15 protein-coding genes are annotated in these 14,437 nt (G+C 62.5%); 4 read left to right on the forward strand and 11 right to left on the reverse strand.

All coding sequences use genetic code 11. The annotated features are described in order from the left end of the window. Window positions 1–28: 28 nt before the first annotated feature. The 11 genes from AB5Y50_RS20385 to glyA all read right to left on the reverse strand — a co-directional run bounded on the left by AB5Y50_RS20385 (window position 29) and on the right by glyA (window position 10,636). Window positions 29–1,753 carry an ABC transporter ATP-binding protein gene (locus AB5Y50_RS20385; RefSeq protein ID WP_052815971.1) on the reverse strand — a complete coding sequence of 575 codons (1,725 nt, stop codon included), beginning with the start codon at window positions 1,751–1,753 and terminating at the stop codon, window positions 29–31. A gap of 646 nt (window positions 1,754–2,399) precedes the next feature. Beyond that, a complete protein-coding gene (locus AB5Y50_RS20390; protein ID WP_043153244.1) occupies window positions 2,400–2,888 on the reverse strand; it encodes a phosphatidylglycerophosphatase A in 489 nt (162 codons plus the stop codon). Beyond that, entirely contained in the window at window positions 2,885–3,844 is a 960-nt protein-coding gene (gene thiL, locus AB5Y50_RS20395; RefSeq protein WP_043153245.1) for a thiamine-phosphate kinase, read from the reverse strand. Before thiL ends, AB5Y50_RS20390 begins: the two co-directional genes overlap by 4 nt. Before the next feature lie 57 nt (window positions 3,845–3,901). Then, a complete protein-coding gene (nusB, locus tag AB5Y50_RS20400; RefSeq protein WP_010675390.1) occupies window positions 3,902–4,315 on the reverse strand; it encodes a transcription antitermination factor NusB in 414 nt (137 codons plus the stop codon). Window positions 4,316–4,329: 14 nt separating this feature from the next. After that, window positions 4,330–4,800, reverse strand: a complete 471-nt coding sequence (gene ribE / locus AB5Y50_RS20405; RefSeq protein WP_010675391.1) for a 6,7-dimethyl-8-ribityllumazine synthase — start codon at window positions 4,798–4,800, stop codon at window positions 4,330–4,332. 133 nt (window positions 4,801–4,933) lie between these two features. Continuing rightward, window positions 4,934–6,043 (reverse strand): bifunctional 3,4-dihydroxy-2-butanone-4-phosphate synthase/GTP cyclohydrolase II, encoded by a 1,110-nt coding sequence (gene ribBA, locus AB5Y50_RS20410; RefSeq protein WP_010675392.1) that lies wholly within the window; start codon window positions 6,041–6,043, stop codon window positions 4,934–4,936. A gap of 137 nt (window positions 6,044–6,180) precedes the next feature. Continuing rightward, complete coding sequence (locus tag AB5Y50_RS20415) at window positions 6,181–6,834, reverse strand: riboflavin synthase (RefSeq protein ID WP_039040359.1); 654 nt, start codon at window positions 6,832–6,834, stop codon at window positions 6,181–6,183. Between the two features lie 55 nt (window positions 6,835–6,889). Next, entirely contained in the window at window positions 6,890–7,999 is a 1,110-nt protein-coding gene (gene ribD, locus AB5Y50_RS20420) for a bifunctional diaminohydroxyphosphoribosylaminopyrimidine deaminase/5-amino-6-(5-phosphoribosylamino)uracil reductase RibD (RefSeq protein ID WP_039040300.1), read from the reverse strand. A gap of 277 nt (window positions 8,000–8,276) precedes the next feature. After that, complete coding sequence (nrdR, locus tag AB5Y50_RS20425) at window positions 8,277–8,726, reverse strand: transcriptional regulator NrdR (protein ID WP_052815969.1); 450 nt, start codon at window positions 8,724–8,726, stop codon at window positions 8,277–8,279. A gap of 134 nt (window positions 8,727–8,860) precedes the next feature. After that, complete coding sequence (locus AB5Y50_RS20430) at window positions 8,861–9,295, reverse strand: hypothetical protein (protein ID WP_052816033.1); 435 nt, start codon at window positions 9,293–9,295, stop codon at window positions 8,861–8,863. 87 nt (window positions 9,296–9,382) lie between these two features. After that, entirely contained in the window at window positions 9,383–10,636 is a 1,254-nt protein-coding gene (gene glyA, locus AB5Y50_RS20435; RefSeq protein ID WP_010675397.1) for a serine hydroxymethyltransferase, read from the reverse strand. A 341-nt stretch (window positions 10,637–10,977) separates the two neighbouring features. Here glyA and AB5Y50_RS20440 point away from each other — a divergent pair, with 341 nt between their 5' ends. The 4 genes from AB5Y50_RS20440 to AB5Y50_RS20455 all read left to right on the forward strand — a co-directional run bounded on the left by AB5Y50_RS20440 (window position 10,978) and on the right by AB5Y50_RS20455 (window position 14,354). Further along, window positions 10,978–11,265, forward strand: a complete 288-nt coding sequence (locus tag AB5Y50_RS20440) for a hypothetical protein (protein WP_010675399.1) — start codon at window positions 10,978–10,980, stop codon at window positions 11,263–11,265. Between the two features lie 150 nt (window positions 11,266–11,415). After that, window positions 11,416–12,084, forward strand: coding sequence for a molecular chaperone TorD (torD, locus tag AB5Y50_RS20445; protein ID WP_010675400.1), 669 nt, complete (start codon window positions 11,416–11,418; stop codon window positions 12,082–12,084). A 7-nt stretch (window positions 12,085–12,091) separates the two neighbouring features. Further along, window positions 12,092–12,460 (forward strand): hypothetical protein, encoded by a 369-nt coding sequence (locus AB5Y50_RS20450; protein WP_042014461.1) that lies wholly within the window; start codon window positions 12,092–12,094, stop codon window positions 12,458–12,460. 106 nt (window positions 12,461–12,566) lie between these two features. Next, window positions 12,567–14,354, forward strand: a complete 1,788-nt coding sequence (locus AB5Y50_RS20455) for an EAL domain-containing protein (RefSeq protein ID WP_180911417.1) — start codon at window positions 12,567–12,569, stop codon at window positions 14,352–14,354. Window positions 14,355–14,437 lie beyond the last annotated feature (83 nt).

Consider the following 14,437-nt stretch of genomic DNA (forward strand, 5'->3'; position numbering starts at 1 on the left):
ACAGACAAACCGGCGAACCGGTGCTTTCCTAGCTTGCGATTTCCAGCCCCTCGCGGGACATTCCCTTGAATTCCGGCATGAGGGAAATCAGCTTGCGGCTGTACTCATGCTCGGCATTGGTGAACAGTTTCTCGGTCTCGGCCACTTCCACCAGATGACCGTGCTGCATCACACCGATGCGGTCGCACATCTGGCGGATGACCGGCAGATCGTGACTGATGAACAGCATGGTGAGCCCAAGCTCCTGTTGCAAGTCTTTGAGCAGGTTGAGGATCTGGGCCTGCACCGAGACATCCAGCGCCGAGGTGGGCTCGTCGCAGATGAGGAAGCGCGGGCGGGTCGCCAGGGCGCGGGCAATGGAGATGCGCTGGCGCTGACCACCGGAGAACTCGTGGGGATACTTGACCCCGGCGCCGCGGCCCAGGCCCACGTGATCCAGCAGGTCCCCGACGATCTGCTCTATCTGCCGCTCGCTCTCGGCGAGGCGGTGGAAGCGGATCGGCTCGGCGATGATGTCACGCACCTTCATGCGCGGGTTCATCGAAGAGTACGGGTTCTGGAACACCATCTGCATCTGGCGGCGCAGGGGGCGACGCTCGTGCTCCCCTTTCAGGGCGGTGAGATCGATCCCCTCGAAGACAATCTTGCCGGTGTCGGGCGGATAGAGCCCGGTGATGGCACGGGCGATGGTGGATTTGCCGGAGCCCGACTCCCCCACCAGACCGAAGGTCTCACCCTCGAAGATCTCGAAGCTGATGTTGTTGCAGGCCCGCACGTACTGGCGGCGGCTCGGGAAGATGGAATCTTTGGTGACGAACTTCAGATCCACGTTCTCCACCCGCAACAGCGCGCCTTCATAGGTGCGCTCGTCCTGACTCTGGCCGAGCCAGTGGGTCTTGAGATCGATGCCGGTATCCGCCGCACCGGCATCCTCGATATAGGAGACCAGGGGGAAGCGCACCAGCTTCACATCCGAGCGGGGCACCGCCGAGATGAGGCTGCGGGTATAGGGGTGATTGGGGCGGCCCAGCACCTGTTCCGTGGTGCCAAACTCCACCAGATCGCCGCGGTACATCACCGCCACCTTGTCGGTGACGTTGGAGACCACACCCATGTCATGGGTCACCAGCATGCAGCCTACCTGGCGCTCTTTGCACAGGTTGCGGATGAGCTGGAGGATCTGATCCTGGATGGAGACGTCCAGCGCCGTGGTCGGCTCATCGGCGATGATGAGCTCGGGATCCCCGGAGAGGGCGATGGCGATCACCACCCGCTGGCGCATGCCACCGGAGAACTGGTGAGGATACTGCTTGATGCGCACGTCCGGGTTCGGGATCCCCACCGCCCCCATCAGCTCGAGGGCCTTGGCAAAGGCCGCCTCGCGGGACAGGTCGGTGTTGGCGAGGATGGTCTCCACCAGCTGCTGCTCCACGGTGAACAGCGGGTTGAGGGAGGTCATGGGATCCTGGAAGATGAAACCGATGCGCGAGCCGCGAATGGCCCGCATCTCGTTCTGGCTCTTCCCGGAGATGAGCTCGCCGTTGAGGTAGATGTCACCACGGGCGATGCGACCGGGCGGGCTCAACAGATCGATGACGGCGTTGCCGATGGTGGATTTGCCAGCGCCGGACTCACCGACGACGCCGACGATCTCGCCCTTTTCAACAGAAAAAGAGAGATCTTTGACCGCGGCAAGCACCCCGTAGCGGGAGGGGTACTCGATCCGCAAGTTTTTGACTTCAAGCAAGGACATGGTTACCTCTGCGGGGGACATCCGTCCCAAATAATTCGTCCGTAAATCAGCCGCAGATGCTGGTTGTGCCTTGGTACTGCTCGAGAGCCGTTGTTGTGTAATTAACGCTCAATCCATGAGGCAGCCAAACCAGCGATCCGGGCGGGTTTTTTGCATTTTTTTGGAATAACCCGCGAGTAAGTTAGTCGGTTTGCCCGCAGGTGTAAATGATCCAGTTATACAATTTCGCAATACTTTGCCCAGAGAATGCCGACACCCTGGGGTTAAAATGTCGATAAAAGTCACATTACCAGAGATTACGCTGGCAATGCGAGACCATCAACCAATTATGTTTCAACAAAATAGCAACAAACCATCTTATTCACTATCAGCATTATGCTGACCAGCTTCGAATGAGTAGTGAATATTTATGTGAAATGATTTTTTGACGGCAGCATATCCGGAGTAAGGAAAAATAGGCAGAGCTAAATAGGGACAATGCAGAAGGATCAACCTGGGCCACAGGCCCGCCGGCACGGCAAGCCGGGAGGGATTGCATACAAAAAAACGCAGGCCCCTCAGGGCCTGCGTGTGCGGTATATCCGACCTCTTTGCAAGAGGAGAGGAGTGAAAAACAACGAGACGGGCGTTCGGGAGCCACCTCCCCTCACCAGTGGGCAAGCAGTTGCATGCAGGCCAGGGCAAACAGGCCAGCGATGAGATCGTCCAGCATGATGCCAAGCCCGCCGTGAATGCGGCGATCGAACCAGGAGATGGGCCAGGGCTTGAGCACGTCGAACAGGCGAAACAGCACGAAACCCGCCAGCACCCACTCCCAGCCGGCCGGGGCCGCAATCATGGTGACCCCGAATCCGATGACCTCGTCCCAGACGATAGCCCCGTGATCCGGCATCCCGATGGCGTCGGTGGCGCTCTGGCAGATGCGGATGCCCGCCACGAAACCCACCACCAGCAGGACGATGAACCAGGAGGTCGGCAGCCCGCTCACCAACAGATAGAGCGGGATGGCTGCCAGGGTCCCCATGGTGCCCGGCGCCTTGGGGGAGAGGCCGGAGCCAAACCCAACCGCAAGGAAGTGGAGCGGGTTTTTAAGGTTCAGCCGCGTCAGTTCGGGCTTTATCTTGAAAGACATCATGCGAAGTGATCCCAGCCCTTGAGGTGCAGTTCGACGGGTTGTTCGTCCTGCAGGTAGTCGATGCCAGGCTCCCCGGCCAGGATGCGACCGATGCGGGTGAACTTCACGCCACAATTGGCCAGCGCCGTGTCCAGGGCGCCGTGATGCTCCTGGGGCACGGTGAAGCAGAGCTCGTAGTCGTCGCCCCCGGCCAGGGCCAGCTGCCAGGCATCCATGGCCGGCACCGCATCCTGCAACACGGGGGAGAGGGGCAGCAGGTTGAGATCGATCTGGGCCCGCACGCCGGACGCCTTGAGGATGTGGCCGAGATCAGACGCCAGGCCGTCGGAGAGATCCAGGGCGCTGCTGGCCAGCCCGCGCAGGGCCTGACCGGCCAGGATGCGGGGATGGGGATGGTCGAGGCGCGGCAGCACGGCCGCCAGCTGGTTCTCGTTGAGGGTGCGCTTGCCCAGCAGGTGGGAGAGCGCCAGGGCGGCATCTCCCAGGGTACCGGTCACGTAGACCCCGTCACCGGCCTTGGCGCCGCTGCGCAGCAGGGCGCGACCTGCCGGGACCGATCCTTTCACCGAGACGGTGATGGAGAGGGGCCCGCGGGTCATGTCTCCCCCCACCAGCGCCACGTTGTAGTACTCGGCGAGCTCGAGGAACCCTTCGGCGAAACCCGCGACCCAGCGCTCGTTGATGGCGGGCAGGGTCAGGGCCAGGGAGACCCAGCGCGGCTCGGCCCCCATGGCGGCCAGATCGGAGAGATTGACCGCCAGCGCCTTGTAGCCGAGATCCACCGGATCCATGTCGGGGAAGAAGTGCACGCCGCTCACCAGGGTGTCCGTGCTCACCGCCAACTGGGCGTCGGGGGGCAGGGTCAGCAGGGCACAGTCATCTCCAGGGCCCATCACCACGTCCTTGCGGGCGTGGGGGACCTTGAAGTACTTCTCAATCAGCTCAAATTCACCCATACAGTAAAAAGCCAGCAATAAGCTGGCTCCTCTCTTAATTGCTGACGGACAGCAGGATCAGCGCTTGGGCAGCGTCTTGATCACCTTGTCCAGGACGCCGTTGACAAACTTGTGGCTGTCATCGGCGGCGAAGGCTTTGGCCAGCTCGATCGCTTCGTTGATCACCACGCGCGGCGGCACATCTTCACGACGGGTCAGCTCGTAGGTCGCCAGACGCAGGATCGCCTTGTCCACCATGTCCACTTCTTCCAGCGGACGGGAGAGGAAAGGCGCGAACACCTTGTCCAGCTCGTTGCAGTGGACCGCTACCCCGAACAGCAGATCGCGGAAATAGTTCAGGTCCACACCCTTGGTGTCCTGATCGATCTTGAACTGCTCTTCGATGTCGCCCACGTTGGCCTGGGTCATCTGCCACTGGTAGATGGCCTGGGTGGCGCAATGGCGGGCCTTACGGCGCTCGGACGGTTTCAATGCATTTCTCCTCGTTACACGTCCAGTTGTTTCAGGACGTTGATCATTTCGAGCGCGCTCAGTGCAGCCTCTGCACCCTTGTTACCCGCCTTGGTACCGGCGCGTTCGATGGCTTGTTCAATGTTTTCAGTGGTCAGCACGCCGAAGGCAACGGGAATGTCGTATTCCATCATTACCTGGGCCAGACCCTTGCCGTTCTCGCTCGCTACCAGTTCGAAGTGGTAGGTACCGCCGCGGATGACGGTGCCGAGTGCGACGATGGCGTCGTATTGACCGCTCTTGGCCAGCTTCTTGGCCGCCAGGGGAATTTCGACGGCCCCCGGTACGCGCACCAGGGTCAGATTGCTCTCCTGGACCTGACCTTGACGCTTCAGCACGTCCAGCGCGCCGTTCACCAGGCTGTCATTGATGAAGCTGTTGAAACGGGCAACGACAATAGCAACACGCGCCTCGGGAGCGGCGATATTTCCTTCGATAATCTTCATTGGAAATCCTGTCTCTGTGCAATCAATTAGGGGCCGGGCTCAAAAGTGCACGCATTCTAGCACAACAGAGCCGCGACAAAAAACCATGGCCGCAACGGGCGGCCATGGTGATGAATTCAACCATACGCAGCGCTTACTCGCCGACGTACTCCACCACTTCCAGACCAAAGCCACCGAGGGCATGGTACTTCTTGGGGGAGCTCAACAGGCGCATCTTGCCGACCCCCAGCGCCTTGAGGATCTGGGAACCGACCCCGACCCGGCGCGAGGTGCCCTGCCACTTGGCCCCTTCCGGCGCCAGCCCCTTGTCGGCGGCTTCAAAACCCTTGACCCTGGCCAGCAGCTCGGCGCCATGGGCTTCCGCCCCCAGGATCACCAGCACCCCGCCCTCGTCGGCGATGCGGGCCATGGATTTGGGCAGCGGCCAGCTGCGGGCGCTGTGGCGGTCGGTGAGCAGCAGATCGCTCAGCACGTCGTGCAGGTGCACCCGTACCAGGGTCGGCTGGTCGGCCTTCACGTCCCCTTTCTTCAGGGCGAAGTGGACCTGGTTGTCGATGGTGTCGCGGAAGGTGACGAGGTCGAACTCGCCGTATTCGGTGGGCAACTTGCACTCGGCCACTTTCTCTACCGTGGTCTCGTGCTGGTTGCGGTATTCGATAAGGTCGGCAATGGTGCCGAGCTTGATGCCGTGCTCTTCGGCGAAGATCTCGAGATCCGGGCGCCGGGCCATGGTGCCGTCTTCGTTGAGGATCTCGACGATGACGGAGGCAGGCTCGAAGCCGGCCAGCCGGGCCAGATCGCAGCCCGCTTCGGTGTGGCCGGCGCGGGTCAGCACACCGCCATCCTGCGCCATCAGCGGGAAGATGTGGCCGGGCTGCACCAGATCGGCGGCCTTGGCATGGGGCGCCACCGCAGCCTGCACGGTGACGGCGCGGTCGGCGGCGGAGATGCCGGTGGTCACCCCTTCCGCCGCCTCGATGGAGACGGTGAAGGCGGTGGAGAACTGGGCATTGTTGCGATCGACCATCAGCGGCAGCGCCAGCTGCTTGCAGCGATCCCGGGTCAGGGTCAGGCAGATGAGGCCACGACCGTAGCGCGCCATGAAGTTGATGTCTTCCGGGCGGACACAGGAGGCGGCCATGATCAGGTCCCCTTCGTTCTCCCTGTCTTCGTCATCCATCAGGATCACCATCTTGCCAGCCTTGATATCGGCAATGATTTCCTGGGTCGTGCTCAGCGCCATGGGCTACTCCATCAACATGCTTGGGGATTGAGCCAGTCGGCTCGACTTGATACTGCGTATTGTGCTCTAGATGGGGGCACGCGGCCCCGTTTCAATCCGCGCGGGATCACAGAACCGCGTTTTCCCGTCAAAACGGCTCACAAGAATCCGGACTGGGCCAGCTTTTCCAGGGTCAGGGTAGAGGCACTGCTCTCCTCGCGCTTGCCCGTCATCAGCCGCTCCAGATAGCGGGCTATCTGGTCCACCTCGAGGTTGACCCGGTAGCCGGGTTTCCAGCGGGCGATGGTGGTCTCCTGGGCGGTGTGGGGCACGATGGTCAGCCGGAACAGATCCCCCTGAACCGCATTGACGGTGAGGCTGATGCCATCCACCGCAATCGACCCCTTCTCGGCGATGTAGCGGGAGAGCTCCCCCGGCGCCTTGATCCAGTATTCGATGGCGCGGCCGCTGGACGATTTGCTCTTCACCTCGCCGATGCCGTCCACGTGGCCGGAGACCAGGTGGCCGCCGAGGCGGGAGGTGGGCATCAACGCCTTCTCGAGGTTGACCGGATCACCCACCTTGGCGGCAGAAAAACCGGTGCGGGAGAGGGTCTCCAGGGAGACGTCGGCGGTGTAGCTGTGATCCCCGAGCGCCACCACGGTGAGGCAGACGCCGTTGGTAGCGATGGAGTCGCCCAGCTTGACGTCACTGAAGTCCAGGGTCGGCGCGTGCACGGTGAGGGCCATGTCCTCCCCCTGGCGACGCAGCTCGGCCAGGGTTCCCACCGCTTCGATAATTCCGGTAAACATGCAGATCACCTTGCTGATGACGGGGGCGACGGATGCCCCCGTGAACATTGAAAAATCAGGCTATTTTCGCAGTGATGCGAATATCCTGGCCAAGCATGCGCACATCCTTGAGGTTGAGTTTGGGGGCCTGGAACAGCCGGGTCAGCCCCGGCAGATGGAACAGGCCGCGCCCCTCATCCCCCATCAGTTTGGGCGCCTGATAGAGCACCAGCTCGTCCACCAGCCCCTTCTCCAGCAGGGCGCCGCACAGCCGTGGCCCCGCCTCCACCAGTACCGAGTTGACGTTCTGTTTGGCCAGCAGCATGAAGAGGCTGACCAGATCCAGCTTGCCATCCAGCAGCGGCACCTCCAGCTGCTGCACCCAGGCGGGCCACTCACCGGATGCCTTGTGGCGGGCCAGCAGTACCGGGCTCTCGCTCTGGAACAGGGGCAGATCCGGGGTGAGCCGATTTTGCGAATCCACGATGACCCGCAGTGGCTGGCGCAACGTCTCTTTGGGATAGACCGCCTTGACCGAGGGGGGCAGCTCGTCCCAGCGCACGGTGAGGGAGGCGCCATCCGCCAGCACGGTTTCGGCGCTGGAGAGGACCGCATCGTGACGTGCCCGCAGCCGCTGCACGTCCCGGCGCGCCTCCGGAGAGGTGATCCACTGGCTCTCGCCACTCGCCATGGCGGTGCGACCATCCAGGCTCGCCCCCAGCTTGACCGTCACCAGCGGAAACGCGGTGCGCATCCGCTTGAAGAAACCGGGATTGAGGGCCTCGGCTTCCGCGGCCAGCAGGCCGAAATCGGTCTTGATCCCCGCCTCGGAGAGCATCCGCAGGCCGCGCCCGCCCACCTGGGGATTGGGATCCACCATGGCGGCCACCACCCGGGTCACCCCGGCCTTGATGAGCGCCTCGGCGCAGGGCGGCGTGCGACCATGATGGGAGCAGGGCTCCAGGGTCACATAGGCGGTGGCACCGCGGGCCTCTTCCCCTGCCGCGTGCAGGGCATAGACCTCGGCATGGGGCTCACCAGCCCGCTTGTGCCAGCCCTCCCCCACCACCACGCCGGCCTTCACCAGCACGGCGCCGACGCAGGGGTTGGGAGCCGTGGTGTAACGGCCGCGCCGGGCCAGTTCGAGGGCCCGGCTCATCCATTGGTAATCGTCTTGACTAAACATCCGGGCTCCTGTGTCCAGCAACCTGTCCCCCGTGGCACGGCCATCCGATGGGACAAGAAAATAGGGTGTACGCGCTTGCCGCACGCCTTCTCGGGCAGATCGGCCATGGCATCTGACGCCATGGCGACGGGCACACACATCGCAGGATGCGGCCGCACGCCCTCATACTTTTTCACCAGTGCAACCATGCGCTATCTGGATGGCTCACTGGTGTAACAACTGGCGCTGCCGCAACGGCAGGCCCTCTCTTATTCACATAGGGAGCCGCAGGCCGGCGTTACTTCTCCAGCTTGGCGATCTCTTCCCCGAATTCGCGAATGTCTTCAAAGCTGCGGTAGACGGAGGCAAAGCGGATGTAGGCCACCTTGTCCAGGCTCTTGAGCTCATCCATCACCAGATTGCCCACCAATTGGGAGGCCACCTCCCGCTCGCCGGTGGCCCGCAGGCGGGACTTGACGTGGTTGACCGCCTTCTCGATGGCCTCCATGCTCACCGGCCGCTTCTCCAGCGCCCGCAGAATGCCGGCACGCAGTTTGTCTTCGTTGAAGGGCTCGCGGGAGCCGTTGGACTTGATGACGCGGGGCATGACCAGTTCGGCCATTTCGAAGGTGGTAAAACGCTCGTGACAGAGCAGGCATTCGCGACGGCGGCGCACCTGATGGCCCTCGGCCACCAGACGGGAATCGATCACCTTGGTATCAACGGCACTACAGAAAGGGCAATGCATCTGACCTCCGGCGTGGATGAAAATGGGCGCAGGCCCCGGGGGCTGGCGCTAGGCCGGCCAGTGTAACACGGCCATCCAGAGCCGGTAAAAGCCCATGAAAACAAGGGACAACCTGCCAGGCCTTCGGGCAGGACTCAGTCGTCATAGGGCAACGCCTCGGGGTCGCAATCCAGGTAATCGGGCTCAGGATCCACAGCAAAACGACGCGCCTCGATATGGCTGTGGCCCAGCATCAGCGCCTTGCCTACCCGGTGCATGCCATCCATCACCCGACCGGCGCTGTCGAGCAGGATGGGATAGGCGAGATCCGCCGCCATCATGAGCTGGCAATGCGCCACCACGCTGCGCACCGTGGGCGTGGCATCGCCATGGCCGTACCAGTGGTCGCGGTCAAGTTCGGCAATCTCGCCGAGTGCCACCGCCTGCACCGGCAGGTTGCGGCTCAGCCGGATCAAGCGGCACACATCCCAGGCCAGCAGCCCCTGTTCGCTGGCGCGAAAGTGGTACTGGGCCCGAACCGTCTGCCGCAGTGACGCCTCCAGCACGTCCTCTTCCATGTCATCGCACATGGTCACCTCTGTCTCATCTTGCCAGACACTGCAAAAAACAATGCCACCCGAGGGTGGCATTGGTCTTCAACCTGAAGGTCAGGCTGATTATGCGTAGACCGGGAAGCGGCGGCAGATATCCAGCACCTTCTCGCGCACGGTCGCCAGCACTTCTTCGTTGTCGTGGCTGTCCAGCACGTCGCAGATCCAATTGGCCAACTGGATGGACTCGGCTTCCTTGAAGCCGCGGCGGGTGATGGCCGGGGTGCCGATACGCACGCCGGAGGTCACGAACGGGGAACGCGGGTCGTTCGGTACGGAGTTCTTGTTGACGGTGATGTTGGCCTTGCCGAGGGCTGCGTCGGCATCTTTGCCGGTCAGCTCGCGACCGATCAGGTCAACCAGCATCAGATGGTTGTCGGTACCGCCGGAGACGATCTTGTAGCCGCGCTCGATAAAGGTCGCCGCCATGGCCTTGGCGTTCTTCACGACCTGGGCCTGGTAGGTCTTGAACTCGGGCTCCAGCGCTTCCTTGAAGGCCACAGCCTTGCCGGCGATGACGTGCATCAGCGGGCCGCCCTGACCACCCGGGAAGACGGCGGAGTTCAGCTTCTTGTACAGATCTTCGTCGTCGGCGGCGGAGAGGATCAGACCACCGCGCGGACCGGCCAGGGTCTTGTGGGTGGTGGAGGTGACCACGTGAGCATGGGGCACCGGGTTCGGGTAGACGCCAGCGGCAATCAGACCGGCCACGTGGGCCATGTCCACGAACAGGTAAGCACCGATCTTGTCGGCGATTTCGCGCATGCGGGCCCAGTCGACGATGCCGGAGTAGGCGGAGAAGCCGCCGATCATCATCTTCGGCTTGTGCTCAACGGCCAGGCGCTCCATCTCGTCGTAGTCGATCTTGCCGGACTCGTCGATGCCGTAGGGGATGATGTTGTACAGCTTGCCGGAGAAGTTGACGGGGGAGCCGTGGGTCAGGTGACCGCCGTGGGCCAGGTTCATGCCGAGCACGGTGTCGCCCGGTTGCAGCAGGGCCATGTAGACGGCGCTGTTGGCCTGAGAGCCGGAGTGCGGCTGCACGTTGGCGTAGGTGGCACCGAACAGCTCTTTGGCGCGCTCGATGGCCAGGGTTTCAACCACATCCACATACTCGCAACCGCCGTAGTAACGCTTGGCCGGGTAGCCTTCGGCGTACTTGTTGGTCAACTGGGAGCCCTGGGCTTCCATGACGCGGGGGCTGGTGTAGTTCTCGGACGCAATCAGCTCGATGTGCTCTTCCTGACGACGGGTCTCGTCTGTGATGGCCTGCCACAGCTCTGGATCATAGCCGGCGATGGTCATGTCACGTTTCAACATCCGTTTATCTCCTGAAAATCGTTTGCGCGATAGGTGAAGTGGGCCCGCGCATTGTAACGTGAGCTGGATCAAAGAGACAGTCCAACCACCCAAAAAATTGTTTATAAAATGTAAAATACGTCGCAAATTTCGAATCCCGCCCCCTGGCTTCGCTCATCCCCCCGGCCTCCCCACACCCGCAATCCGGCTCCAGCCATCGCCCCCGCTTCCCGGGCAAGGCGATGAAAACCAGAGCCAGATCATGGATATAGCATTTACTAACAGATAACATCTTTAGGCCATGGGACATCTGCACGAGCGGGTGTCGCTCCCTGCCATCCCGGAACACAAGGGGAAACGCCATGATGGATCATCTGATGCTGTTCGTGATTGTCGCGGTCTTCGCTCTCTTCTACTGGGTCTACTACACCGCCAGCCGCAAGGGTGCCTGCACCGCCAACTGGGAGACACTTCCCACCCGGGAGCAGTACCTGGCGGCCCATCCCGGCGCCGCCGACGGGGATCTCATTTTCTGCATCCATTGCGGTCATCATCAGCAGCGGGAGGTCGGCCTGGTGCACCAGATGGATTACCGCCGCCAGCACATCTGCCCCCGTTGCAAGCAGGTGCTCTATCGCGTCGAGGAGTAAGTCGGCCTCCTCGTCGCCCACGGCGATCCCGCAATAGCGCCCCCCTCTCCTGGCGCTATCCGGCCAAAAGGCCCCATGAGTTTCCTTTATTTTTAAAGTCGTTAGAATCGGGGGCCATCAAGGCTCCCGATTGTCATCCACGGAGGAAAAATGCAGGAATTCATGGCGACCAGCGAACGCCGGGCCGAGCTTTACTGGTGGTTTTCCACCCTGTTTGCTGCCGAACTCAGTGATGCACAGATCGCTGAATACGACACTTATGACGTGCGCAGCTTCTTGAAGAGCCTCTCTACTCTCGACCCCATGCGCGAAGCCGTGGCCGAGCTCAACGACGCCATCGCCCGCCTGCTGGTGCGCCCCGAGCGCCAGACGGCCCTGGCCGCCGACTTCGCCGGCCTGTTCCTGAGCGCTCCCGAGCAGGGTGCCCTGCCCTACGAATCCCTCTACCGGGGCGAAGGCAAGCAGCTGATGCAGGCCCCCATGACCGAGATGCAGGCACGCCTCGATCGCCTCGGCATCAACGTCAGCGACAAATACAATGAGCCTGCCGATCATCTGGCCATCGAGCTGGATCTGATGGGCAGCCTCATCATCCGCGCCGCCGAGTCGACCACCGCCGACCAGCGCGAGGCGTGGCTTGGCGAGCAGGAGTCCCTGCTGCACGGCCACCTGCTGGGCTGGTTCGAGCGCTTCGAGCAGGCCTGCCGGGCCGCCGACACGTTTGGCTTCTACGGTGCCAGTGCCCGCCTGCTGGGGGTGTTCCTCAAGATGGACGCCAACTACCTCTCCCTGGTCAAACCGGCACCGTCCGCCGACTGAGCCCGGCATGAAGACAGCCCTGCTTCTTATCGCATGCTGGCTGCTGGCCCTGATCCCGCTGGATCAGGGTCTCACTCCCCTCGTGACGCTGCTGTTCAACCCGGACCGCGCGCTCTACGGCACCGCCCAGCTCACCGGCTTTGCCGGCATCCTGCTGACCCTCTACCTCGCCAATCTCGGGGTGGAAGTGGTGCTGCGTCGCCGTTTCCAGATAGCGGGCATGCTGGCCCTGCTCGCCGCCTGGGCAGATTTCATCAACAGCAGCGGCACCGAGAGCCACTGGCTGGTGCTCTACGCCATGGCGTTGCCGTTTCATCTGGTGGGCTGGCTGGTATTTGTTCGCGGGATCCAGGCGTTTGGCCGCCAGAAAGGCTGACATCTCGTTGATTTCACACCCTTCTCACACTTTCTTTCTCTCCTGACACTTCCTGCCATACTGACACAGCCGTCCAAATGACAAAGCAATCAATTCAGGAGCCTCCATGGAAAAAGTGCTACCCGAATCGGTTCCGACACGGCATTTGTCAGGCCCGCTCTCTCCCCACGAGTTGCAACAGCTATTCGCCCAGGCGCCCGTCGGGATTGGGGTCTTCGATCACGAATTCAGGTGCCACGACGTCAACGGACGCTTTGCCGAACTGACCGGCCTCGCGCGGGCAGAGCACCCGGGCAAGACGCTGTTCGACATTGTCCCTGCCCAGACTCCCCAACTGCTCCCGCTGTTTCAACAACTGCGACAAGGGGCCCCCCGATGCGCATTTGAGGTGGAGACGGTCGGTCTCTCCCGCGCGGCCTCCCCCGCACGCTGGCAAGTGAGCGTCAGCTCCGTGCTGGATGAGGAGGGCACCTTCAATGGCATCGTCCTCGTGATGAGGGAGTCCGCACAGACAAGCACCCACCTCGACGCACCCGCGTCCCCCGGCCTGCAGGAGATGACCCACCTTCATGCACTGCGTCTCTATCAGGCCGAAGCCCGCTTGCAGCACCTCTCCTATTACGATCCCCTCACCGATCTCGGCAATCGCCATCTGCTGCAAGAGCGCCTCACCCTGGAGATAGAGACGGCCAGGGTGAACCACCACGTCCTGGCGCTGCTGTTCATCGATCTCGACGGCTTCAAGCTCATCAACGACAACCTGGGGCACAGTGCCGGCGATCTGCTGCTCAAGCTGTCGGCAGACCGCATTCGCCACTGTCTGCGCCCCGGAGACATCGCCATCCGGCTGGGGGCAGACGAATTTCTGGTGTTGCTGCCCGCCATCAGGGAGACCCAGGATCTGCTGGGTCTCATCGAGGGGTTGCAACGCAGGCTGCACGATCCCGCCGACATCGGCCAGGAGCGGGTGAGGCTCTCCGCCAGCATCGGCGTCTCCCTCTATCCGGAGCATGGCCAGACCCCGGACAGCCTTATCAGCGCGGCGGACAACGCCATGCATGAAGCCAAGCGCCGTGGCCGCAACGGCTATCTGTTCCACTCCCCCGACATGACGGCACAGACCAGGGAGAGGATGCTGCTGGAGCAGGGACTGCTCAAGGCCATTGAGCAGCAAGAGTTTCGCCTGCTCTACCAACCCATGACGGATCTGGCGGATGGTCATCTCAGCGGCCTGGAGGCCCTGATCCGCTGGCAGCATCCCAGCCTTGGCATGATATCCCCGGACCGTTTCATTCCGGTGGCAGAGGAGTGCGGTCTCATCGAACCACTGGGCGAATGGGTGATGCGCACCGCCTGCCGGCAAGGGCAGCAGTGGCTAGCCGAAGGGCTCGCCGTGCCCCGGCTCTCGGTCAATGTGTCGGTCAGGGAGATGCGCTCCCACGACTACGTGGAGCGGGTGACAGCCATTCTGGCCGAGACCGGTTTTCCTGCCGAACGGCTGGAGATCGAGGTGACCGAGAGCATCATCCAGAGCGTGGATCACAGTCTGCGGCTCTTCACCCGTCTCAAGGCGCTGGGGGTGCAGATCGCCATCGACGACTTCGGCACCGGTTTCTCCTCCCTGAGCCTGCTCAGGAGCCTGCCCATCGATCGCATCAAGATAGACAGGGCCTTCGTCCAGGCGTTGCCCGACGACAAGCACAGCCGCGAGCTGTGCCGGACCATAGTCCAGCTGGCCAGTTCCCTCGGCATGGCCGTCACGGCGGAAGGGATAGAAACCCAGCCCCAGCGCCAGTTCCTGCAATCCCTGCGTTGCGAAGAGGGACAGGGCTACCTGTTCAGCCATCCCCTGCCAGAACCCAGCCTGCCTCCCCTGCTCCCCCTCCGCCATTGAGCCTTGGCCGCGCCACCACGAAAGCAAAGAAGGGAGCCCATGGCTCCCTTCTTTGCCCTCAACGTGTCCTCTCACCTGCTATC

The sequence above is a fragment of the Aeromonas sp. s6 genome (genome assembly GCF_040907815.1).
Taxonomy (GTDB): domain Bacteria; phylum Pseudomonadota; class Gammaproteobacteria; order Enterobacterales; family Aeromonadaceae; genus Aeromonas; species Aeromonas caviae.

Coding starts and splice junctions, on each gene's coding strand:
- AB5Y50_RS20385 (WP_052815971.1), bottom strand. CDS start 1,753: ATGTCCTTGCTTGAAGTCAAAAACTTGCGGATCGAGTACCCCTCCCGC.
- AB5Y50_RS20390 (WP_043153244.1), bottom strand. CDS start 2,888: ATGATGTCTTTCAAGATAAAGCCCGAACTGACGCGGCTGAACCTTAAA.
- thiL (WP_043153245.1), bottom strand. CDS start 3,844: ATGGGTGAATTTGAGCTGATTGAGAAGTACTTCAAGGTCCCCCACGCC.
- ribE (WP_010675391.1), bottom strand. CDS start 4,800: ATGAAGATTATCGAAGGAAATATCGCCGCTCCCGAGGCGCGTGTTGCT.
- ribBA (WP_010675392.1), bottom strand. CDS start 6,043: ATGGCGCTGAGCACGACCCAGGAAATCATTGCCGATATCAAGGCTGGC.
- AB5Y50_RS20415 (WP_039040359.1), bottom strand. CDS start 6,834: ATGTTTACCGGAATTATCGAAGCGGTGGGAACCCTGGCCGAGCTGCGT.
- ribD (WP_039040300.1), bottom strand. CDS start 7,999: ATGTTTAGTCAAGACGATTACCAATGGATGAGCCGGGCCCTCGAACTG.
- nrdR (WP_052815969.1), bottom strand. CDS start 8,726: ATGCATTGCCCTTTCTGTAGTGCCGTTGATACCAAGGTGATCGATTCC.
- AB5Y50_RS20430 (WP_052816033.1), bottom strand. CDS start 9,295: ATGTGCGATGACATGGAAGAGGACGTGCTGGAGGCGTCACTGCGGCAG.
- glyA (WP_010675397.1), bottom strand. CDS start 10,636: ATGTTGAAACGTGACATGACCATCGCCGGCTATGATCCAGAGCTGTGG.
- AB5Y50_RS20440 (WP_010675399.1), top strand. CDS start 10,978: ATGATGGATCATCTGATGCTGTTCGTGATTGTCGCGGTCTTCGCTCTC.
- torD (WP_010675400.1), top strand. CDS start 11,416: ATGCAGGAATTCATGGCGACCAGCGAACGCCGGGCCGAGCTTTACTGG.
- AB5Y50_RS20450 (WP_042014461.1), top strand. CDS start 12,092: ATGAAGACAGCCCTGCTTCTTATCGCATGCTGGCTGCTGGCCCTGATC.
- AB5Y50_RS20455 (WP_180911417.1), top strand. CDS start 12,567: ATGGAAAAAGTGCTACCCGAATCGGTTCCGACACGGCATTTGTCAGGC.